We start from the raw sequence: 18,916 nt of genomic DNA, 5'->3' as shown, positions 1-18,916 counted from the left end.
AACGCTGACGGCACTGCCGATACGCCGCGCCCGATTACAATCGGCGCACGGGTCGACGGCCACGCGCGCGAGCGCTGAAAGAGATGCGGACTGCGCCATGCACGACACCTTCGCCTCCGGTGGACGCGTCGGCCGCGACCTCGCGGCCGTCGACTGGAGCGCTACTCCGCTCGGGGAGCCCGACCAGTGGGCACGCAGCCTCCAGGCCGTCGTGCGACTCGTGCTCAGCTCGCGGTACTCGATGTGGATGGCATGGGGCCCCGAGCTGACGTTCTTCTGCAACGACTCCTACCGCCGCGACACCCTCGGCGCGAAGTACCCATGGGCACTCGGCAGGCCGGCCAGCGAGGTGTGGTCGGAGGTCTGGTCCGACGTCGAGCACCGCGTCGAGCGGGTGTTGTCGACCGGCTCGGCGACCTGGGACGAGAAGCTGCTCCTCTTCCTCGAGCGCAACGGCTACCGCGAGGAGACCTATCACACCTTCTCCTACAGCCCGGTGGCCGACGACGACGGCTCTGTCGCCGGGATGTTGTGCGTGGTCAGCGAGGACACCGACGAGGTCATCGCCCGACGACGGATGGGTGCGCTGAGGGACGTCGCCGCCCGGGCGTCGAGCCAGCTGTCCGAGGAGGAGACGGTCGCGGCGTTCTCACGGGCTCTGGCGGACAGCTCGCTCGACGTCCCGTTCCACCTGGTCTACCTCGACGACGGGGAGGGTCGATACCGGCTGGCGGCACGCGGTGGCTTCCACGAGCCGCACCCGGCAGCCCCGGCGGTCCTGGATCCGCACGCCGAGGGGTCACCGTGGCCCCCGCCTCCGGGCGTCGGGGACCTGCCCCTGGTGGTGGACCGCATCGACCAGGTCCACTGGGGCCTGCCCGCAGGAGGTTGGCCGGCGCCCCCGAACCGCGCGGCGGTGCTGGCGATCCGCGGCGCGCAGGGGGCGCCGTACGGCTTCATGGTCGTCGGGCTCAACCCGTTCCGTCCGTTCGACGACGGGTACGCCGACTTCCTCGGGCTGGTCGGGGGCCAGCTGGGCGCCGCGATCAGCGATGCCCGCGCCTACGAGCAGGAGCGGGAGCGGGCCGACAGCCTGATGCGCCTCGACCAGGCGAAGACCGACTTCTTCACCAACATCAGCCACGAGTTCCGCACGCCGCTGACCTTGCTGCTCGGCCCGGTCGAGGACGCCCTCGGCGACGCAAGCGTCCCCCTGCCGCCCCCGCACCGCCACCGGCTGGAGGTCGTCCAGCGCAACGGGCTTCGGATGCTCAAGCTGGTGAACGGGCTGCTCGACTTCTCCCGGCTGGAGTCCGGTCGTGCCGACGCCGCCTTCGAGCCGGTCGACCTCGCACGTCTGACGCGGGAGCTGGTCAGCATGTTCGAGTCGTCGGCGGAGCGCCTCGGCCTGCGGCTCGTCGTCGACTGCCCCGCGCTCGCCGAGCCGGTGCACGTCGACCCCGAGCTCTGGGGCAAGGCCCTGCTCAACCTGGTCTCCAACGCCCTAAAGTTCACCCTCGAGGGCGAGGTCGTCGTCACGCTGCGGGCCGTCGGCGACCGCGCGGTGCTGGCCGTGCGGGACACGGGGTCGGGTATCGCCCCGGACCAGCTGACGTACATGTTCGAGCGCTTCCACCGGGTCCGGGACGTGCGGTCGCGGACGCACGAAGGCTCGGGGATCGGCCTGGCCCTGGTCGCCGAGGTGGCGAAGCTCCACGGTGGCGACGTCGGCGTGACGAGCGTCCTGGGGGAGGGCAGCACCTTCACCCTCCGCATCCCCTTCGGGCGAGAGCACCTCCCGGACGACCGCATCCTCGCGACGTCCGGACGTGGCGTGTCCGAGCACGTGCTCGAAGGATTCCTCAACGAGAGCGAGCAGCTGAGCACCCCGCTTCCACCGACAGTGACCGCGGTGCCGGTCGGCGCCGACGGCGAGATCCCCGCAGAACGCCCCGTCGTGCTCGTGGTCGACGACAACGCCGACGTGCGCCGCTACGTCGTCGACCTGCTCTCGGACCGCTACGACGTGCTGACCGCCGCTGACGGCGCAGCCGGTCTCGAGGTGGCCTTCGCGGCGCGTCCTGACCTGGTGCTCACCGACGTGATGATGCCCGTGCTCGACGGGTTCGGGCTGCTGGCGGCGCTGCGTGACGACCCGCGGACGGTCGGTACTCCCGTGGTGATGCTCTCCGCCCGAGGCGGCAACGCCGATGCGAGCGAGGGACTCGAGGCAGGCGCCGACGACTACCTCGTCAAACCGTTCACGGCGCGGGAGCTGCGCGCCCGGATCCACGCGAACCTCGAGCTGGAGCGCGCCCGCAGGACGCGGGAGGAGCTCGAGCGCAGCCAGGCACTCCTGGACCAGGCCCAGCGCCTCGCGCGGGTGGGCAGCTGGTCGGTGGAGCCGGAGAGCGGGAGGGTCCAGGCGTCGGACGAGCTGCTCCGCGTCCTCGACTGCGAGCTGCACGAGCTGGAAGGACAGCCGGGCACCTTCCTCGTCGCGCGCGCCCATCCCGAGGACCGCCCGCTGCTGCAGGCGGTCGTCGCTGATGCCCGTCCAGGGGAGGACTTCGGCCTGGAGGCGCGGCTCCTGCGGCCCGACGGGTCCGAGCTGATCGCCAGCGTGCGCGGCACCGCCCGCGTGACCCACGAGGGCAGGCTGGAGCTCCGCGGCTCGCTGCAGGACATCACCTCGGCCCGCCAGACCGCCGAGTCGCTCGCGCTCGCGCACGCGACCGCGGAGGTCGCCGCCCGTGAGCACGAGATCGCCGACGAGCTGCAGCGCAACCTGCTCCCGCAGGAGGCCTACGAGCTGCCGGGCCTCGAGGTGGCGACGTACTACCGCGCCGGCGTCGCGGGCACCCAGGTGGGGGGCGACTGGTTCGACGTCATCCCGCTCGGGGCCGGCCGCGTCGCCCTGGCGGTGGGCGACGTGATGGGGCGGGGGGTCCGGGCCGCCGCCGTGATGGGGCAGGTCCGGTCGGCGATGCGCGCCTACGCGCTGTTGGGCCTGCCCCCCGCCGAGCTGCTCACGTCCGTGGACAGCCTGGTGTGCGACCTGTTTCCCGACCAGATCATCACCTGCGCCTACGCCGTCCTCGACCCGGCAGCCGGCACGGTCGAGCTGGCGAACGCCGGCCACGTCCCGCCACTGGTGGCCCGCCCCGACGGGACGGCAGATCGCCTGGGGGAGGACGCACAGCCGCCTCTCGGGCTCGGCCGGGTCCGACCGTCCTGGGCGACCACCTCGCTCGGACCCGACGACGTCCTGCTGCTCTACACCGACGGTCTGGTCGAGCGACGCGACCAGGACCCCGACACCGGGATCACCCGCCTCGCGAATGTCTTGGGGGAGCACCGAGAGCTCCCGCTGGCCGACGTGCCCGCCGCACTGGTCCGGGTGTGCCTGCCCGAAGGGCCGGACGACGACGTGGCCGTGCTCGCAGCGCGCTGGTCCGATGCCTCCGACGGGTGAGGGGGGGAGCCCGTCAGCGGAGGCGGTGCGGCATGCCGCTGATCGCGAGCACCCGCTGGGCGACGGTCCCCTCGACGGCGACGAGCTCGATCGAGGCACCCCGCTCGTTCGCCGTGCGCATGGCCACCGCGAGGACCCCGATCCCGAGGCTGGGGAGGAAGTCGATGTCGCCCAGATCGACGACGAGGTCGTTCGAGTAGCCGTCCGAGTACTTCTCGAGCGCGGCCCGCAACAGGGTTCCCGAGCTCTCGTCGACGGACCCGGCCACCGCGAGGGTGGAGCTGTCGGCGTCGTACTGCAACGCGAGCGGGCGGAAGTCCACGGCCAGAGACTTATCACGCGGCGAGCCGCAGTGCACGCTCGCCGACCCTCGGCGGCCAAACTACCTCCCTTGGGGTGAATGTTCCGGTCCTTCCACGGGTGCGACCGATCACCGGCTGCGACATCGGCCCTCCTGATTTCGGGTACCTGGAGTGGTGGACTCGACCCTGCAGGACCTCGACGACACCACCCAGGTGCGTGCCTTCTGGATCCGCCGAGCGGCGACCGTCGTGCTCGTCCTGGTCGTCGCTGCGGCGCTGTTCGGGTTCCTGGGGGTGCGCACGGGTGAAGTGAGTGCCAGCGAGAGCGGCTACGACCTCTCCGTGCGCTACCCGGAGATCGCTCGCGGCGGTCTCGACACCCCGTGGGAGGTCACCGTGCACAACGACCAGGGGTTCGCGAAGGAGCTCACCATCGCCGTCTCCGGCGACTACTTCGAGCTCTTCGAGACGCAGGGCTTCCACCCCGAGCCCAGCGACTCCACGCGTGACGCGACGATGCTCTACCTCACCTTCACCGCGCCGCAGGGTGACACCTTCGTGGTGTCGTACGACGCCTACGTGCAGCCGTCGAGCCAGCGCGGTGCGGCGGCCACCGTCGCCGTCGTGGAGTCACCGGAACACCCGGACCCGCTGGTCGAGGTGCAGTACCGCACCCGGCTGTCGCCCTGAGCAGGAGGCATCGTGGAGATCGTCGTTCGTGCCGTCGTCGTGTTCGTGTTCCTGTGGGGCCTGACGAGGGTGACCGGCCGCGCGACGCTCGGAGAGCTGAGCACGTTCGAGCTGCTGCTCTACGTGACGATGGGGGACCTCGTCCAGCAAGCGGTGACCCAGCAGGACTTCTCGGTGACCGGCGGGCTGCTCGCCGTGAGCGTGTTCGCGCTGCTCACGATCCTCTTGTCCTGGCTGCAGTGGCGCTTCCCGCGCGCTCGCGGCCTGATCAACGGCACTGCGGTGGTCATCGTCCGGGACGGCGCGATCCTCGACCGCGAGTGCCGACGCCAGAGGCTGTCCGACACCGACCTCATGGCCGCGGCTCGGCAGCAGGGCATCCGGCGGCTCGGGGACGTCGACCTCGCCGTCCTGGAGGCCGACGGCAAGGTGTCGTTCTTCACCCGCCAGGACGAGGAATCGAGCGGCGCCCCCAGCACCTCCGAGGTCGGCTGACGGCGACCTGGGGTGGCCTTCTCACGACGAAGGTCAGGCGGGCTCGCCTGGCGGTCGGCCGGAAGTCCAGACCTCGGGGGTGTCAGGCGCCAAGACGTGCACGCATGGCGTACGGTCGATCCTCGTGGAGGGTGCCGAGGGCGGTCCGGCCGTCGCCGATCAGGTGACCGGCCACGAGGGCCCTCTCCGCCTCGCCCTGGCCAAGGTGCGGGCACTCTCCGTGCACGCCGCCGACCTGGAGCCACTCACCCCCCTGGACGCGGTCCCGCAGGCCTGGACCGACTGGCTGTGGCAGCTCGACGAGGCGCTCGAGGCCGCCCAGGTGGCCGCTCGCACGCTCCTGCCCGACGTGGCGACCGAGATCCAGGGCCTGCGCAAGGATCTCGACGACGCGGTCAGCTTCGAGCCCGGCACCCAGCTCTCCGTCGACGGTGACGTCGTCGAGGCTGTCGCGGTCCGCTCTCTGCGCCTGTCGGCGCAGTGGCTCGCCGCAGCGCGCCGCGCCAGCTGAGGTCAGGGCAGGCAGGGCAGTGCCTAGGCTCGGCCCTTCTTGCCGTCCCACTTGCCCTGGGGGCGGTTCGTGCGCGCGGGGCCGGTGTCGCGGCGCAGCCCGATCAGCCTTCCGCTGATCCGCGTGCTGGCCAGCGCCTCCTCGGTGCCCGGCGGCAGCTGGGCAGGGAGCTCCACCAACGAGAAGTCCGGCCTGATGGAGATGTGCCCGAAGTCGGAGCGGCTCAGCCCGCCCTCGTTGGCGAGGGCTCCGACGATCTGGCGGGGCTCCACCTTGTGACGTTTGCCCACGGCGATCCTGTAGGTCGCCATCGGCGACCCGTCGCCGCGCGGCCGGCGCTCGCCGCGCGACTCGCGCTCCGGCCGACCTCCCCCCTCGTTGCGAGGACGACCGCGGTCTGCCCGGGCCGGGCGCTCCGGCTCAGGCTCGAGGAGCAGCGGGGTGTCGCCCTGCATCACCGCGGCCAGAGCGGCGGCCACGTCGACCTCGGGCACGTTGTGCTCGGCGACGTAGTGGGAGACCACGTCGCGGAAGAACGACACCCTCTGGGTGTCGGCGAGGGCACTGGTGATGGCGTCGTCGAACCGCGTCAGCCGGGTGGCGTTGACGTCCTCGACCGAGGGCAGGGACATCTCGGTCAACGGCTGCCGGGTGGTCTTCTCGATGGACCGCAGGAGGTAGCGCTCGCGGGGTGTCACGAAGGAGATCGCGTCCCCGCTCCGGCCCGCGCGACCGGTCCGGCCGGTGCGGTGGACGTAGGACTCCGGATCTGTCGGGATGTCGTAGTTGACGACGTGGCTGATCCGGTCGACGTCGAGGCCGCGCGCAGCGACGTCGGTGGCGACCAGGATGTCGAGCTTGCCCTGCTTGAGCTGGTCGATGGTCTTCTCACGCTGGGCCTGCACGATGTCGCCGTTGATCGCCGTCGCCGAGAAGCCTCGGGCACGCAGCTTCTCGGCCAGAGTCTCGGTCTCGTTCTTGGTCCGGACGAAGACGATCATCCCCTCGAAGTTCTCGACCTCGAGGATGCGGGTGAGCGCGTCGACCTTCTGGGGGTAGGACACCATCAGGTAGCGCTGGGTGATGTTGGCGGCCGTCGCGGTCTTGTTCTTGACCGTGATCTCGGCGGGGTCGTGGAGGTACTTCGCCGAGAGCCGCCGGATCTGGGCCGGCATCGTGGCGGAGAAGAGCGCGACCTGTTTCTCGTCGGGAGTGCTCGCCAGGATCGTCTCGACGTCCTCGGCGAAGCCCATGTTGAGCATCTCGTCGGCTTCGTCGAGCACCAGGAACCGGAGCTCGGACAGGTCCAGCGTGCCCTTGTCGAGGTGGTCCATGATCCGTCCGGGAGTTCCGACCACGATGTGCACGCCGCGGCGCAGTGCGCTCAGCTGGACGCCGTAGCCCTGTCCGCCGTAGACCGGCAGCACGTGCACGCCCTTGAGGTGCGCGGCGTACTTCTCGAACGCCTCGCAGACCTGGAGCGCGAGCTCGCGGGTCGGGGCCAGCACCAGCGCCTGGGGCGACTTCTGCCGCAGGTCGAGCCGCGACAGGATCGGCAGGGCGAACGCCGCCGTCTTGCCGGTGCCCGTCTGGGCGAGACCCACGACGTCGCGCCCCTCGAGCATCGTCGGGATGGTCGCGGCCTGGATCGGCGAGGGGGTCTCGTAGCCGACCGCCTCGACGGCGTCGAGGACGCGATCGTCGAGTCCCAGCCCGGCGAAGGTCAGCGCCGGCTGCTCCGGCGTGTCGGGCGTGGCATCAGGGGAATCGGGCACCTATCTACGTTAGGGGTTCGGAGGCCTCTGGGACGAAAGCCAGTTGGCCAGGATCGTGGCCAGCGCGATCGGCTGGTCCAGCTGGACGAGGTCTCCGGCGCCGGTCACCAGGCGCAGCTGGGCACCCGGGATGGTGTGCGCCAGCTGCTGCGCGCGGTCGACGGGGATCCAGGAGTCGTCGGTGCCCCAGACGATCAGCACCGGCAGGTCGAGGCCGGCATAGGCAGGCTCGATCTCGTCGGTGTGCTCCTGGCTCGCCTGCGCGACCTGGCGGTAGAACGCCGGCTGGCCGTCCGGGCCGCGCCCGGCGTACAGCTGACCCTGCACGTCGAGGGAGACGGGATGGTCGGCGTCCTCGACATCCGGCCCTGACCCCCAGCGGCCCCCAGCGCACCCGTCGACCACGCCAGGACCACTCCTCGCTCAGCAGGCTCGCGGTGGGAGTCGTCACGCTTCGATGCTGCCAGAGGCACCTACTTAAGGGTGGGCGCGAAATAGTTGAAGGTTCTGCCATCCTTCCGTCTGTGGATAGCCCCCATCCGCACTACGCCGACCTTTCCTGCCCTCTTACCCAGCCTGCCCCACGTCCCGACAGCCCTGCGTTGGCGGGAGCGCGCCTGCACCTGCTCGGCATGGCCGGGCGCGGCCTCGCACCGCTGGCCGTCCTCGCGCGGCACCTGGGTGCCGAGGTGACCGGGTGCGACAGCGCGGGCGCGCCGGAGAACAAGGCGTTCCTGGAGGCGCAGGGGCTTTTTCCGCTCGTCGGCCACTCACCCGACCACCTCGAGGCAGGGACCACCCTGGTCAGCACGTCCATCGCACCGACCGACGAGCCCGAGGTGGCGGCAGCGATCGCCGCGGGGCGGCACTGGCGACGCACCGACCTGCTGGCCGCGGTGCTGGCGACACGACGGTCGGCCGGGGTGACGGGAAGCCATGGCAAGGGAACCGTGGCGGCCCTGGCCACCGCGGCGGCGACTGCCGCCGGGCTGGACCCGCTCGCCCTGGTGGGCACCCCTGTCCCCGACCTCGGCGGCATGGCCCGGCTGGGCAGCGGGCCGATCGTGGCCGAGGTCGACAACTCCGACCTGTCGCTGGTGGGGGTCGCCTGCGACGTCGCCGTCGTGACCAACCTCAACGACGACCATCCCTGGCTGGGCATCAGGCTTCGCGAGGCCGTCCACGGAGTCGGGACCTACGTCGCGAACGCCCGTGAGCGCGTCGTCCTCGGGCCCTCCCCGCGCGCTGCTGAGCTGGCCTCGAGGGCACAGGTGCCGGTGTGGCGCTACGGCCGTGACTTCGGGGCACGCACCCTGTCGGTGGCGGCGGGGGCGACCAGGCTGGAGCTGCGTCTGCCTGGCGGCGTTCGCGAGCAGGCGACACTGCATCTCTACTCGCCCCAGCTGCCCGTGAACGCCGCCCTCGCCTTCGCGACGGCCTGCTCCCTCGGCGCTGAGCCGGAGGCGGCCGCCAAGGGCCTGTCCGAGGTCACCGAGCTCACCCGGCGGATGGAGCGGGTCGGCAGCCGCGACGGCGTCGAGGTGTTCGACGACTTCGGAGGCGTGCACCCCAACGCGGTCAGGGAGGGCCTCCGCTCCCTGCGCCAGCACTTCCCGGAGGCCCGGATCACCGCGGTGCTCGAGCCCTTCTCGGCCGGTCATGCGCACTGGGCGCACCGCTACGCCCGTGCCCTCGGGGGTGCCGACCGGGCGCTGATCCTCCCCGTCGGCCGCAACCCCCACTACCGTGACGGCCGGGACGTCGGGCTCGGCTGGCTCGAACGATGCCCCATCGAGACGCACCTGGTGGCCGGGCACGACGAGGCGGTGCAGGCAGCCATGGACGGCAGCCGGCCCGGTGACGTGGTGGTCTTCTTCGCCCAGGCGTCCGCCTCGGCGGTCATGGCGCACAGTGCCGTCGGGGACGTCTCATGAAGGGAACGGCACCAGGCCCTCTGGCAGGCGAGCGGTTCCACCTCCTGGGGATCGCCGGTCGCGGCATGGCGCCCCTCGCGGTCGCGGCGCGCCACCTCGGCGCCGAGGTCGACGGGTGCGACCGCGCCGGAGTCGCCGAGATCCACGACTTCCTGGTCTCTGCCGGCATCACCTACGCACGCGACCACGACGTCTCCCACGTGCACGAAGGCACCACGCACGTCGCGACCTCGGTCGCCACGTCCGACCTCCCGGAGATGGCAGCCGTCGGTGCCCGTTGCTGGCACCGGTCCGACCTCCTGGCGCGGGTGCTCTCCGCGCGCCCGTCCCTCGGCGTGACCGGTAGCCACGGGAAGGGCACGGTCGCCACCCTCACCACCGGAGCGCTGGCGCGGGCCGGTCTCGACCCCCTGGCCGTGCTCGGCATCCTCGTGCACGACTTCGACGGCATGGCCCGGCTGGGGTCGGGCCCGGTGGTGGCCGAGGTCGACGACTCGGACCTGTCGCTGGCACGGGTGACCACCGACGTCGCGGTCGTGACCAACCTCGACGAGGACCACCCCCATCTCGACATCTCGTTGCGGGCGGCGGTGCAGGGGGTTGGCGAGTACGTCGCGAAGGCCCGCGACCGGGTGGTGCTCGGGCCTTCGCCGCGCGCCGCCGCGCTGGCCGCCGTCGCCGAGGCTCCGGTGTGGACCTACGGCCGCGACTTCCGGGGCAGGACGGTCTCGGCCCGCGCGGGGGAGACCGTGCTCGACCTGAACGGACCGGGCGGCGAGCGCGAGCGCGCCGTCGTTCGCCTGCTCGGCCCGCGGACGAACGTCAACGCCGCCCTCGCCTTCGTGTCCGCATTGGCGCTAGGGGCAGAGCCCGCAGCAGCGGCCGCGGGACTGGGAGACATCGGCGCGATGTCGCGGCGTCTGCAACATCTCGGTTCGCCCGGCGGCGTGCACGTCTTCGACGACTTCGGGGGGAAGCACCCCATCGCGGTGCGCGAGGGCATCCGGGCCCTGCGTGCGCACTATCCCTCCGCGCGGATCACGGCGGTCCTCGAGCCCTACGGGCCGTACCTGTCGCGGTGGGGCCGGCGCTATGCGCGGGCACTCGGCCACGCCGACCGGGTGGTGCTCGCTCCTGCGGTCTTCCACGCCGACTACGACGCCGGCCGACCCTTCGACGAGGGCTGGGTGAAGTCCTGCCGCGTGGAGCCGGTCCTGGCGAGGGACCGGGACGACGCAGCCGCCGTCGCCTGCCGTCTCTCGGAGCCGGGCGACGTGATCGTCTTCTTCGCCCAGATCCACTCCGCCCGGGAGATGGCCGAGGGTCTCGTGGCGGGAGCCGCTCGATGAAGATCCTGATGACCAACCACGCGCTGCACGCGCGGGGAGGCTCCGAGAGCTATCTCGAGACGGTGTCGACCGAGCTTCGCAAGCTCGGTCACGAGGTGTGCTTCTACTCGCCCTCGTGCGGTGCGATGGCCGAGAGCCTGCGCGCCGGCGGCTTCACCGTGCACGACGACGTCGGGGACGTCCCCGTCGACATCGACGTCATCCACGGGCAGCACGCGAGCGCCGTCGGGTTGGTGAGGACGCGGCTGCCGCGCACGCCCCTGGTGTTCGTGTGCCACTCGTGGCTGGTCAACTCCCTCGAGGACCCTGTGGTCGAGCTGGCCGCAGCCGCACACGTCGTCTTCAACGACCTGACCCTACGCCGGGTGCGTGCCCACGCGGCCGGGGCCGGGGTCCCGGTGCACCGGCTCACCCAGCCGGTGTCGGTGTCGTTCGGGGACGGGGCCAGGAGCCCGGTGTCCGAGGTGCCGCGCCGCGCCGTGGCGGTCTCGCGGCGGATGATCACCCTGCCCGCCCGCCTGGCCGCCGCGTGTGCCGAGCTCGGGATCGAGTTCAGCTGGGTCGGCGGTCCGGACAGCGACGAAGCCGACGCCCGCCACTCGATGTTCGCAGCGGATCTCGTCATCGGGATGGGCCGGACCGCCCTCGAGGCGATGGCGGCGGCCAGACCGGTGCTGGTCATGGACGAGGCCTTCAACGCAGGCTGGGTCACCGACGCGTCGTACCTGGCGATCGAGGCGGACGGCTTCACCGGCATCGAGGCACCACGAGCCGAGCCCGACCTCGTCCGCCTCCTCGGCCAGTACGACGCCGCGCTGGGAACCCTCGGGCGGAAGCTGGTGAGTCGCCACCACCTGGCCCAGCACCACGCCGCGCGGCTGGTGGAGGTGTACACCGCCGCGGCCGACGTCCCCGAGGAGGGGCGAGCGGCGGCACGGGACGCCAGCACGGTGGCACAGCTGACGGCTGACCGGTTCTCGCTGGAGGACCGCCTGCTGAGGAGCGAGTGGCGCGCCGCTTCCTTGGAGCGGGCTCTCGCAGAAGCACTGGCGGAGCGACAGCACTTCCTCGACGAGCTCGAGGTACGACGCGTCCACGTGTCCGATCTCGAGAAGGAGCTGGACCTCGTGCGCGGCCAACGCGACCAGGCTCGCGAGCGGCGCCAGCGCACCGCCAAGCGGTTGAAGCAGGCGGTCCGGGAACGCGACCAGGCTCAGGAGCGCCTCGAGCAGCTCTCGTCGGCCTCGACCGGAAGGTTCAGGCTCCGTCGAATCCGCTGAGGAGCAGGAAGAACAGCACCACGCCCAGGACTGCGCAGACCAGTCCGGTGACGACGCCGGCGACGGTGTCGCGGGTCCGTGACGCATGGTCGCCACCGAGACCCAGCGCGCGGCCCACGAAGGCCCCCAGCACGGCCATCACCAGCAGCTGCACGGGGACGATCCAGTTCTCGCTGCCCTCCCCGTCGAAGAAGAACGCGACCACCGGCAGGCTGAGGACGCCGGCGACCAGCAGCACGATGACAGCGACGATGCGTCGGGGGCTGCCCATGGACTCCTCCTTCGTCCCCGGCGGGGACCCTGCGCGGGAGCGTAGGGGCGCGTGCCACCAGCCCGCTAGGTTCGGGACATGGCTGAGACCTCCAGCGAGAGCCCTAGCGTCGCCCTGCTCGGTACCGGCACGATGGGCGCCGCGATGGCGCGCAACATCGCCGCCGCCGGGATGCCCGTCCGGGTGTGGAACCGCACCCGCGAGACGGCGGAAGCGCTGGCCGACGTCGCCGAGGTGTGCGACACACCGGCCGAGGCGGTGACCGGGGCCTCCGTCGTCGTGACGGTGCTCCACGACGCGGCCAGCGTCGAGGAGACCATGCGCGCCGCGGCCGACGGTCTGCCGGACGACCCCGCGAGCGTCGTGTGGATGCAGAGCGCCACGGTGGGCGTCGCCGGTGCGATCGCGCTCGAAGAGCTCGCCGACGAGCTGGGCGTGCGGTACGTCGACGCGCCCGTACTGGGCACCAAGAAGCCCGCCGAGGACGGCACGCTCACCGTGCTCGGCTCGGGCGACTCCGACCTCGCCGAGCGCGTGCTGCCGGTCTGCCAGGCCATCGCGGCCCGCACGATGTGGGTCGGGCCGGCCGTCTCCGGCAGCAGGCTCAAGCTCGCCGTCAACAGCTGGGTCGCCACGGTCATCGAGGGAGTGGCCGAGTCCCTGGCGTTCACCAGGGCGCTCGGTCTCGACCCGCAGCTGCTGCTCGACGCGCTCAAGGGCGGCGCGCTGGACGCGCCGTACGTCCAGGTGAAGGGCGCGATGATGCTGGCCGGGGAGTTCCCGCCGTCGTTCACCGTCGACGGCGTGGTCAAGGACATCGGGCTGATGCTGGAGGCAGCGGCGGCCACCGACTTCGAGCCTCGCCTCCTGCCGGTGATCCTCGAGCAGTTCGAGGCGGCCGCCGGCCAGGACCTCGGCGACCGCGACATGGCGGCGGTCTACCGCTCGCTCGGAGACTGACACCCCGTGCGGATCGTCGGCGCCGTGCTCGAGGAGGTCGGCCGGCCCGCGCCGTACGCCGATTCCCGGCCGCTCACGATCAGCGAGCTCGAGCTGGCCGGGCCCGGGCCCGAGGAGGTGCTGGTCCGCATCGAGGCAGCGGGCCTGTGCCACTCCGACCTCTCCGTCGTCGACGGTGCGCGGCCCCGCCCGGTCCCGATGCTGCTCGGTCACGAGGCCGCAGGTGTGGTGGAGCTGGCCGGGTCGCGGGTGCCGGACCTGGAGGTGGGCCAGCGGGTGACCATGACGTTCCTCCCGCGTTGCGGCCGGTGTCGCGCCTGCGCCAGCGACGGCCTGGTCCCGTGCTCCGAGGGCAGCGCCAGCAACGCCGCCGGGACGCTGCTCTCCGGAGAGCGACGGCTGACCCGCCAGGGCAGGGAGGTCCATCACCACCTGGGGGTCTCGGCCTTCGCCTCGCACGCCGTCGTCGACCGGCGCTCCGTCGTGCCCGTGCCCGACGACGTGCCCGCCGAGGTCGCCGCCCTCCTCGGCTGCGCCGTCCTCACCGGCGGCGGAGCGGTGCTCAACGCCGGCCGGCCCGGTCCGGGAGACACCCTCGCCGTCGTCGGCCTGGGCGGGGTCGGCATGGCCGCCGTGATCGTCGCGCTCGGCGAGACCGACGTGCGGGTGGTCGGGATCGACCCCGTGCCTGCCAAGCGTGAGCGGGCGCTGGACCTCGGTGCGCACGCGGCGTACTCGCCCGACGAGGCCGTCGCGGCCGGCGTTCAGGCGGACGTCGTGGTCGAGGCGGCCGGCAGCGCCGCTGCGTTCGAGACCGGCCTGGCCCTGACCGGTCCTGGAGGCCGCCTGGTGACAGTGGGGCTCCCACACCCGGACGCCCGCGCGTCGGTCTCGCCGCTGGACCTGGTCGCCCAGGGACGGTCGATCGTCGGCAGCTACCTCGGGTCGTCGGTGCCGTCTCGCGACATCCCGCGCTACGTCGAGCGCTGGCGGGCCGGCCGTCTGGCTGTGGAGGCGCTGGTGTCGGGCAGGATCGGGCTGGCGGACCTCGGGATCGCCCTGGACGACCTGGCGGCCGGACGCGGTGTCCGCCAGATCCTGCTGCCCGGAGGAGCACCCTGTGAGCGATGAGCGCGACCTGCGTCCGGCTGACTTCCCGGTGACCCGCCTGGTCTCGACGAGGTGGGGAGACAACGACTCCTACGGCCACCTCAACAACGCCGTCCACTACCAGCTCTTCGACTCCGTCATCAACGCGTGGATCGCCGAGTCGGTGCCGCGCTCGCGCGACGAGCTCGGGGTCATCGGCGTCGTCGCGGAGTCGGGGTGCTCCTACTACGACGAGCTGCACTATCCCGACGACATCCTCGTCGGCCTCCGCGTCGAGCGGCTCGGCACCAGCAGCGTCACCTACGGGCTCGGGCTCTTCGCCCGCCTGCACGGCTCGTCCCCCGAGGAGGCGGGTCCGTTGGCGGCGAAGGGGCGGTGGGTGCACGTCTACGTCGACGTCGGGTCGCGCCGCCCCGCGTCGATCCCGTCGCCGCTGCGCGACCTCTTCGCGTCCGCAGCCAAACCGGTTGTCTGATCCCGCACCACCAGACCTACCCTCAGCCCGTGGACATGGAGCGATGGCGCGAGGAGAAGTGGCTCGCAGGGGTGCACACGTGGGTCGACGAGCGGCTGGCCGCGGCCGGCCTGGCATGCGCAGGGGAGGCCGAGCAGCGACACGTCACCCCGTGGTCGACGGTCATCCGGGTCCCGACGACCGGCGGTGATGTCTGGTTCAAGGCCAACGACGCCTCGATGCACCACGAGTCACGGGTCGTGGGGCTGCTGGCGGCCGAGGTGCCCGACCTGGTGCCGCCTCTCATCGCCGACGACACCGATCGCGGCTGGCTGCTGATGGCCGACGCGGGGGAGTGGCTGCGGTCGGTCTCGCCGCGCGAGGGCCACCTCGACCACTGGCTGGAGGTGCTGCCGGCGTACGCCGCCGCGCAGCTCGCGATGCGCTCGCACGTCGAGGACCTCCTGTCCGCGGGGGTGCCCGACCGGCGGCTGCCGACACTGGTGCCGGCGTACGCCGCCCTGATGGACGAGATCGACGCGGAGCCGCGCTTCCGAGCTGCGGAGACCTTCGTCGGCGAGCTGGTCGAGCGTCTCGCAGAACACGGCATCAACGAGACGCTCAACCACGACGACCTGCATGACGGGCAGGTGTTCGTGCGGTCGGGTGGAGCGGGTGGAGCGGGTGGAGCGGGCGGGTCGGGTCGGGCGGGCCGAAGGGTGCTGGTGATGGACTGGGGCGATGCCTGCGTCTCACACCCGTTCTTCACGATGTCGGTGACCCTGCAGGGGGTCCTGTCGTGGGGACTGGACGACGAGGAGGACTCCGTCGACACGACGCCGTTCCTGGAGGCCTACCTGGGGCCGTTCCGCGCGGCGTACCCCGGCGTGACGCAGTGCGACCTCGCCGAGGCCGCACGGGTGGCGATGAGGTTGGGCTGGGCCTGCCGGGCGGTGAACGGGCACGTGCCGGGGGATCCCGGCGCCACGGTCAACCGGCTCAAGATGTTCGTCGACGGGCGGGTGTGACGTGAGCGAAGCGAGAGCGCGCTTCGGTGTGGAGCCGACGACGCTCCCGGACCTTGCGGGCGACCTGCCAGCTCAAGGACAGCAAGGACCCCCTTCCACCCCTGGGTGGGTGGGGGTCCTCACCTGTCCCGGCTAGGTTCGGGCCGTCGGGGGTCAACTTTCGGGAGGGACCACAGTGAAGAAGATCGTCGGACTGCTGCTGATCGTCTGGCTGCTCATCGGCGTCGTGGCCGCAGCCCAACGTGGCTATCTCAACGACAGCACGAAGGACTGCGCGAGCGTCGCGACGATCGCGATCAACGTCGTCGCCGGGCCGCTCAACTACGTCGGAGTCGACCCCGAGGTCGACGAGTGCGACGTCCCGAACCCCGACGAGGACGACCTGCCCCAGCCGTCCGAGGACGAGAGCTGACCCTTCTTCGGGGTCTCGTGACGGGCCGGCCTACTTCCCGACCATCGCGCCGACGCGCGCCGGCGTGAAGCTGGGGAACACCGCGGCCGTGCTCGCACCGAACCGCGCGGACACGACCTCGGCGAGCACGCTGCGGTAGTCGGTGGTCACGAGCAGATCGGCGTCGTAGTCGTTGGTGAGGCCGGGCCAGGTGCCCTTGTAGCCGCCGGCGACGCCTCCTCCGACGACGAACATGGCGTTGCCGTAGCCGTGGTCGGTGCCCCAGTTCTCGTTCTCCTGGACCCGGCGACCGAACTCGCTGACGGCCACGAGGGTGACCTTGTCCGCGATCGGTCCCAGGTCCTTGAAGAACGCAGCGACCGCCGTGGCCAGGTCCTCCGCGTTGCGCCGGAGGCCGCCCCACTCGACGGTGCCGATGTCGGTGTGCATGTCCCAGTCGCCCTGGTCGATCGTGATGACCTCGACGCCGACGTCGCCCCGCACGATCCGCGCAGCCTCGGAGAGCGAGCGTCCGAGGTCGCTGCCCGGGTACGTCGCGCCGTTCTGCGGGTCGCGCGAGGTCTCGCGCAGCGGCGAGATCACGTCGACGGCCTCGAACGTCGAGCGCATCGACGACCCGAGCTGGGTCCGGTCGTTGGCCCACAGCGTGCGCAGCGACGTGCGCCGCGGGCGCTTGGGGTCATCGGGGTCGTCGCCCGACACCTGCACGTCCTCGACCGACCCGGCGGTGAGGTAGGGCTGCGGACCGTAGAGCGCCGCCGGCGGCACCCCCTCGGCGAGGCTCAGCGCCTGCACGGGCGAGGTGATCGCGTCCGCGCCGATGAGCCGGTTGAGCCATCCCTCGCGGCGGGTCGAGCCGGGGTTGGCGTCCTCGAGCTGCTCCATCGCGGAGAAGTGCGAGCGGTTGCGCACCGGCAGGCCGGAGGCGTGGACCGTGGCGACCTTGCCCGCCTGCCACAGCGGCAGCAGGGGCGCGAGCGACGGGTGCAGACCGAACAGCCCGTCCTTGGCCAGCAGCGTCTCCGACGGTACGGCGATGCGCGGGCGGGCCTGGTAGTAGACCGGGTCGCCGTGCGGCACCACCAGCGACAGCCCGTCCGAAGCGCCACGCAGGGAGAGCAGGAGCAGCACCGCACGCGCGGGCTGGGCCGAGGCCGGTGACGCGGAGAGCACCGCGGAACCGAAAGTCATCGTGGCGCCGGCCACCAGCGCGCCGCGCAGCAGGCTGCGCCGCGACATGTCGGCGTACTCGGGGCAGCAGGCGGTCTGGGGCGACGAGAACGTGGGATCCATGGCGGTCACCGGGTGAAGAAGTCGGGGGAGTCGAGGAAGACGGTCAGCAGCCGAGGCATCTGCCAGGTCACGATCTCGTGCTCCTTGTCGATGCGTTCCTTGGGGCGGACGCCGGTCGCCTCGCAGCACGCGCGCAGCAGCGTGCCGGTCGACGGCTGATGGAGCAGGGTCCGGCTGAGGTGGTCGACGAGCTCGTCGAAACGGATCGACTTCTCCGGCAGGCGGTCCTTCGGCTCGACGTACTTCACGTCCTTGGTCGGCCACCAGCCGCCACTCATGCCGTAGTGGAACTGCAGCGACGCCAGCAGCCGCGACGGGGACGACCAGGCGCCGTTGTCGAGCGGCGGTCCGTCGGGCCGCGGCCAGGAGAACGGCGTCGACCCGATGCTCGCCGCCTGCCACAGCATCACGTTGGCCGCGCTGCTGTCGTCGCGGGGCCTGTCGATGCGCACGTCGAGCGCCCGGTACGTCGCCGCGACATCCTCGCTGGGGTCGCGGACCTTGCGCCCGGCCGCCTTGCGGAACTCCGACGAGCCGACCAGCGCGCGCAGCACCGGGACGATGGCGGTGTCGTTCTTGAGGTAGACCTTGGCCAGCCGCTCGACCAGGCCGGCCGGTGGGTCGTCATGGACGAACTTGATCGCCAGGCGGCGGGCGATGCGGCGGGCCGTGGCCGGCCTGCGCGCCAGGTAGTGCAGCACCTCGAGGGCGACCTCGCGGCCGTCCTTGCTCTTGTTGTCGTTCTTGAAGCCGAGCACCCTCACCTTGCCGCGCGCGTGCGACTCGGGGTCGTAGGCGTCGGACCAGGTGTTGTAGACGTCGACGCGCCAGCCGGTGAGGATCCTGGCCAGGTTGGCGACGTCGTCCTCGCCGTGCTCACCGACCCCGACTGTGTGGATCTCGAGCAGCTCACGCGCGAGGTTCTCGTTGGGGTGCTCCTTGGTCGACACGGCCTGGTCGAGGTAGACCAGCATCGCCGGGTGCACGGCCGTGGCGGCGAGCAGCTCGTCGAAGCGGCCGAGCGCGTGCTTGTAGACGATGTCGCCGTACTGGCGCCGGAACGGGAAGTTGGGATCCCCGTTGGTCGGGACGTGCAGGTGCCCCTCCCAGAACTGGGTCATCACCTCCTGCACCTGTCGGTCGGAGGTGATCCGGCGCACCAGCACCCAGCGCTGGTAGTCGGCCATCGTCTCCCAGCCGCCCTTCTTGCCGGACACGTTGGCCGCCCAGAGGGCTTTGGGACCCTTGTCGAGGTAGGGCCACCAGCGCCGCAGCGACTGGGCCTTGCGGTCCGGGATGCCGCGCGGGTCCAGCTGACGCTCGAACCACCGGGCCGCGCCACCCTGCTTGCGCACCTCCCGGGCCAGCTCGGGGGTGATGCCGTAGGAGAAGCGGCTGACCAGGTGCCGGTCGCGACCGCTCAGCAGCGGCTCGACGGCGTACCTCGCGGGCTTGTAGCTCGGAGCGGCGGCAGCGGCGGGTCCAGCGGTCGCCGCCAAGCTGGTCGCGGCGAGGCCGCCCGCGAGCAGGCTCCGGCGCGCGGCGACGGGCATGGGGGGTCGGTTCATGTGGTGCTC

The 18,916-nt window shown here is 71.9% G+C and carries 18 protein-coding genes; 12 read left to right on the top strand and 6 right to left on the bottom strand.

Features of this window, described 5'->3' with window-relative positions; translation table 11 throughout:
- The first annotated feature begins 97 nt into the window (after positions 1-97).
- Positions 98-3,475 carry a SpoIIE family protein phosphatase gene (locus tag ABD295_RS07545; protein ID WP_344303064.1) on the top strand — a complete coding sequence of 1,126 codons (3,378 nt, stop codon included), beginning with the start codon at positions 98-100 and terminating at the stop codon, positions 3,473-3,475.
- 13 nt (positions 3,476-3,488) lie between these two features.
- On the opposite strand, the gene ABD295_RS07540 is transcribed toward ABD295_RS07545, so the two are convergent.
- A complete protein-coding gene (locus ABD295_RS07540; protein WP_344303063.1) occupies positions 3,489-3,797 on the bottom strand; it encodes an STAS domain-containing protein in 309 nt (102 codons plus the stop codon).
- A gap of 154 nt (positions 3,798-3,951) precedes the next feature.
- Here ABD295_RS07540 and ABD295_RS07535 point away from each other — a divergent pair, with 154 nt between their 5' ends.
- The 3 genes from ABD295_RS07535 (at position 3,952) to ABD295_RS07525 (ending at position 5,473) form a co-directional block, all read left to right on the top strand.
- The gene (locus ABD295_RS07535; RefSeq protein ID WP_344303062.1) at positions 3,952-4,467 is read left to right on the top strand and encodes a hypothetical protein; all 516 of its coding nucleotides are present in this window, start codon (positions 3,952-3,954) and stop codon (positions 4,465-4,467) included.
- Positions 4,468-4,479: 12 nt separating this feature from the next.
- A complete protein-coding gene (locus ABD295_RS07530; RefSeq protein ID WP_344303061.1) occupies positions 4,480-4,962 on the top strand; it encodes a DUF421 domain-containing protein in 483 nt (160 codons plus the stop codon).
- A 124-nt stretch (positions 4,963-5,086) separates the two neighbouring features.
- Positions 5,087-5,473: a hypothetical protein gene (locus ABD295_RS07525; protein WP_344303060.1), complete on the top strand. Its 387-nt coding sequence runs from the start codon at positions 5,087-5,089 to the stop codon at positions 5,471-5,473.
- 23 nt (positions 5,474-5,496) lie between these two features.
- On the opposite strand, the gene ABD295_RS07520 is transcribed toward ABD295_RS07525, so the two are convergent.
- Both ABD295_RS07520 and ABD295_RS07515 read right to left on the bottom strand, forming a co-directional pair.
- Positions 5,497-7,248 carry a DEAD/DEAH box helicase gene (locus ABD295_RS07520; RefSeq protein ID WP_344303059.1) on the bottom strand — a complete coding sequence of 584 codons (1,752 nt, stop codon included), beginning with the start codon at positions 7,246-7,248 and terminating at the stop codon, positions 5,497-5,499.
- 9 nt (positions 7,249-7,257) lie between these two features.
- Positions 7,258-7,653, bottom strand: coding sequence for an alpha/beta fold hydrolase (locus ABD295_RS07515; RefSeq protein ID WP_344303058.1), 396 nt, complete (start codon positions 7,651-7,653; stop codon positions 7,258-7,260).
- A gap of 197 nt (positions 7,654-7,850) precedes the next feature.
- On the opposite strand from ABD295_RS07515, the gene ABD295_RS07510 reads away from it, so the two are divergent.
- The 3 genes from ABD295_RS07510 to ABD295_RS07500 are packed head-to-tail and all read left to right on the top strand — an operon-like array spanning position 7,851 to position 11,811.
- Positions 7,851-9,182 carry a glutamate ligase domain-containing protein gene (locus tag ABD295_RS07510; protein ID WP_344303057.1) on the top strand — a complete coding sequence of 444 codons (1,332 nt, stop codon included), beginning with the start codon at positions 7,851-7,853 and terminating at the stop codon, positions 9,180-9,182.
- A complete protein-coding gene (locus tag ABD295_RS07505) occupies positions 9,179-10,531 on the top strand; it encodes a glutamate ligase domain-containing protein (RefSeq protein ID WP_344303056.1) in 1,353 nt (450 codons plus the stop codon). The genes ABD295_RS07510 and ABD295_RS07505 overlap by 4 nt, the downstream gene beginning before the upstream one ends.
- On the top strand, positions 10,528-11,811 hold the full coding sequence (locus ABD295_RS07500; protein ID WP_344303055.1) for a glycosyltransferase family protein: 1,284 nt from the start codon (positions 10,528-10,530) through the stop codon (positions 11,809-11,811). The genes ABD295_RS07505 and ABD295_RS07500 overlap by 4 nt, the downstream gene beginning before the upstream one ends.
- On the opposite strand, the gene ABD295_RS07495 is transcribed toward ABD295_RS07500, so the two are convergent.
- A complete protein-coding gene (locus ABD295_RS07495) occupies positions 11,789-12,082 on the bottom strand; it encodes a hypothetical protein (RefSeq protein WP_344303054.1) in 294 nt (97 codons plus the stop codon). The two genes, ABD295_RS07500 and ABD295_RS07495, sit on opposite strands and share 23 nt — an antisense overlap.
- Positions 12,083-12,160: 78 nt before the next feature.
- Here ABD295_RS07495 and ABD295_RS07490 point away from each other — a divergent pair, with 78 nt between their 5' ends.
- From ABD295_RS07490 to ABD295_RS07470, 5 genes are all read left to right on the top strand, one after another.
- Positions 12,161-13,042 carry an NAD(P)-dependent oxidoreductase gene (locus tag ABD295_RS07490; RefSeq protein WP_344303053.1) on the top strand — a complete coding sequence of 294 codons (882 nt, stop codon included), beginning with the start codon at positions 12,161-12,163 and terminating at the stop codon, positions 13,040-13,042.
- Between the two features lie 6 nt (positions 13,043-13,048).
- The gene (locus tag ABD295_RS07485; RefSeq protein WP_344303052.1) at positions 13,049-14,173 is read left to right on the top strand and encodes an alcohol dehydrogenase catalytic domain-containing protein; all 1,125 of its coding nucleotides are present in this window, start codon (positions 13,049-13,051) and stop codon (positions 14,171-14,173) included.
- Positions 14,163-14,627 (top strand): acyl-CoA thioesterase, encoded by a 465-nt coding sequence (locus ABD295_RS07480; RefSeq protein WP_344303051.1) that lies wholly within the window; start codon positions 14,163-14,165, stop codon positions 14,625-14,627. The genes ABD295_RS07485 and ABD295_RS07480 overlap by 11 nt, the downstream gene beginning before the upstream one ends.
- A 29-nt stretch (positions 14,628-14,656) precedes the next feature.
- Positions 14,657-15,634, top strand: a complete 978-nt coding sequence (locus ABD295_RS07475; RefSeq protein WP_344303050.1) for a hypothetical protein — start codon at positions 14,657-14,659, stop codon at positions 15,632-15,634.
- Positions 15,635-15,809: 175 nt separating this feature from the next.
- On the top strand, positions 15,810-16,046 hold the full coding sequence (locus tag ABD295_RS07470) for a ribosomal-processing cysteine protease Prp (protein ID WP_344303049.1): 237 nt from the start codon (positions 15,810-15,812) through the stop codon (positions 16,044-16,046).
- Between the two features lie 30 nt (positions 16,047-16,076).
- On the opposite strand, the gene ABD295_RS07465 is transcribed toward ABD295_RS07470, so the two are convergent.
- Positions 16,077-17,339: a DUF1501 domain-containing protein gene (locus ABD295_RS07465; protein ID WP_344303048.1), complete on the bottom strand. Its 1,263-nt coding sequence runs from the start codon at positions 17,337-17,339 to the stop codon at positions 16,077-16,079.
- 5 nt (positions 17,340-17,344) lie between these two features.
- Entirely contained in the window at positions 17,345-18,907 is a 1,563-nt protein-coding gene (locus ABD295_RS07460) for a DUF1800 domain-containing protein (protein ID WP_344303047.1), read from the bottom strand.
- Positions 18,908-18,916 lie beyond the last annotated feature (9 nt).

The organism is Nocardioides bigeumensis, assembly GCF_039531755.1.
Lineage (GTDB): Bacteria > Actinomycetota > Actinomycetes > Propionibacteriales > Nocardioidaceae > Nocardioides > Nocardioides bigeumensis.
The sequence above is the reverse complement of the archived record's forward strand: the minus strand, read 5'-3'. Positions and strand labels throughout refer to the sequence as shown.